This is a genomic window from Marinobacter sp. UBA3607, assembly GCF_002375525.1.
In the GTDB taxonomy this organism is placed as follows: Bacteria; Pseudomonadota; Gammaproteobacteria; order Pseudomonadales; family Oleiphilaceae; genus Marinobacter; species Marinobacter vinifirmus.
Map to the genome: position 1 here is coordinate 168,567 of NZ_DFLY01000023.1, position 2,170 is coordinate 170,736.

A 2,170-nucleotide genomic window follows, 5' to 3' on the forward strand; every position below is an offset into this window, starting at 1 on the left:
AATGTACCGGGGGTCTGACCCCGTTTACAAAAGGTGAAAGCACGATGATTAACAGGAACACGTTACGGGGTGCCCTGGTGCCGCTGGTGGCGCTGACTCTGGTGGCTTGTGGCGGTGACTCCGGTTCGGAACCGGTCACTGAAACGTCAGTTCAAGCATCTGCAAACCCGAAACCTGGATCGGCGCAGCCGGGGAATAACTCCGGTGCCGGCAATGGCTCAGGCGACACCGCACCGGAAGTCGAGCTTGGCCCGGTGGTTCCAGCGGTGGCCTACGCTACCGACACCCGCACTGAAAATAGAGATCCTTTCCCCAACATTCAGCCGATCATTTCCGATGCCCCGCCGTCATGCGCGCCTGAAGGCCGGCCCCTGGCTTCCGGCCCGTCCTGTGATGACGTGAAAGCCGCAAGCTACTACCGGGACAGTCCCACCACCTGGCTTGATGCCCAGGTATTCATTCCAGAGCATCGTGAAGGGGAAAAACTGCCGGTTATCCTGCACAGCCACGGATGGGCCAGCAGTAAACTTACTGGCCTGCCAGAGCAGCCTTATTGTGAAGAGCACCTGAAACCCTATAACTGCCCGGTCAACGAGGGCGGTGGCCTGCTATCGATGTTTGGCCAGCTGGATGATGTGCTGGCAGACCTCCACAACAGCGGTTACATCGTGGTGAGCTTCTCCCAGCGGGGCTTCGGCGATTCCGAAGGGCAGGTGATGGTGATGAACCCTTACCACGAAACCCGTGATGCCCAGGCGGTGATCGACTGGGTTGCCCAAAGGGCGAGTGATGGTCGCCTGCCGGTAGCCGTGGATGAAACCGGAGACTTCCCGCTGGGCCTGTTTGGTGGCTCATACGGCGGTGGCTTTCAGTTAACACTGGCCGCGCTCGACGAGCGGGTAGACACCATTGTTCCGGTAGGCACCTGGCACGCCCTGGAGCAAGCCATTATGCCGAACGGCGCCGTCAAAGGCGGCTGGGGCAACCTGCTGTGCCTGTTGTCGACCGGAAAATCCCGCAGCCCGCTGCTGGATGAAGCCTGTACCGGCATGTTCTTCCCGTTCATCCGCACCCGCGATGCGGTAGATCCGACCGGCGAAATCCTCAAGTTTATGAGCCAGAACGGCCTGCACTACCTGAAGTCCCTGGAAGTGGCCCAGCAGCCGTTCCGCGAAGGGGATGCCCCGTTCCGACTACGCCCGATCGATACGCTGTTGATTCAGGGTAACCGCGATGTGCTCTTCCCGTTACAGGAGGCGATCAACAACTACCACTACCTGAAAATCGCCGGTGGCGATGTGCGCCTGCTCTCCAACCAGTCCGGCCACATGAACCCGCTGGCCAACCAGGTAGATGGCACCACTTCCTGTGGCGGTGTGGATATGTTCAAGGCCATCCGTATCTGGTTTGACGTGAAACTGCGCGGGGCGGATGAAAGCCTGCTGGAGCAGATTCCCGGCGTGTGTATTACCCTCGATAATGAAAAAGCCCTGATTGCTGACGAAGTACCGGGCCTCGATTTCGAAGCAGACCGGGCCATGGGTATGGACCAGACCTGGCGTTCATTCCACATGGACATCGGGGCCCTGAGAGGCGCTCAGGAATGCCAGACCATTTACGACGTTCCAGCCGGCGAGCGCAAAGTACTGGCGGGTATCCCGAGGCTGCGTGACTTCAGGGTAAACGGAGACCTGGTTGGCGGACTGGGCGTGGCCTATATGGGCGTTTGTGTAGTCCGGGACGGCCAGACCTTACTGGTGGATGACATGCTCACCGGCTTCATCCCGGGTGACTACCCGAACCACGAACTGGTGGCAGTGGGCGAAGCCCTTCGCCCCGGCGACAAAGTCGGTGTAATGGCGTTCAAATCCCAGGAAAACATGAACTTCATGAGCACTGCCACCGTTGGCCAGGTTACCGAACTGCTGCTCAACGGCTTCAGCCCCGGTAGCGGCCTGCCAGGCAGTACCGTTCAAGGATTGCTGGAGCCCTTGCAGGGCCTGCTGAGTTCAGTAATCGTCAACGCCTACACCGTTTCCGGTGAAATCCGGCTGCCCGTGCTGGAGTCTGAACTCCTGAGCCAGCGCACTGCCGATCCTTACTACGGCATTCCCGAAAACTTCAACCAACAGCCCTGGTAGCAACGGCGGGTCAGACCCCCGGTACATTT

The 2,170-nt window shown here is 59.5% G+C and carries 1 protein-coding gene; it reads left to right on the plus strand.

The genetic code is table 11. From position 1 onward, the window contains the following. The first annotated feature begins 44 nt into the window (after window positions 1–44). Window positions 45–2,141, plus strand: a complete 2,097-nt coding sequence (locus tag B2589_RS08815; protein ID WP_286816310.1) for a CocE/NonD family hydrolase — start codon at window positions 45–47, stop codon at window positions 2,139–2,141. Window positions 2,142–2,170 lie beyond the last annotated feature (29 nt).

Excerpts from the sequence above, each read along its gene's own strand:
- B2589_RS08815 (WP_286816310.1), top strand. The coding sequence starts at position 45 with ATGATTAACAGGAACACGTTACGGGGTGCCCTGGTGCCGCTGGTGGCG.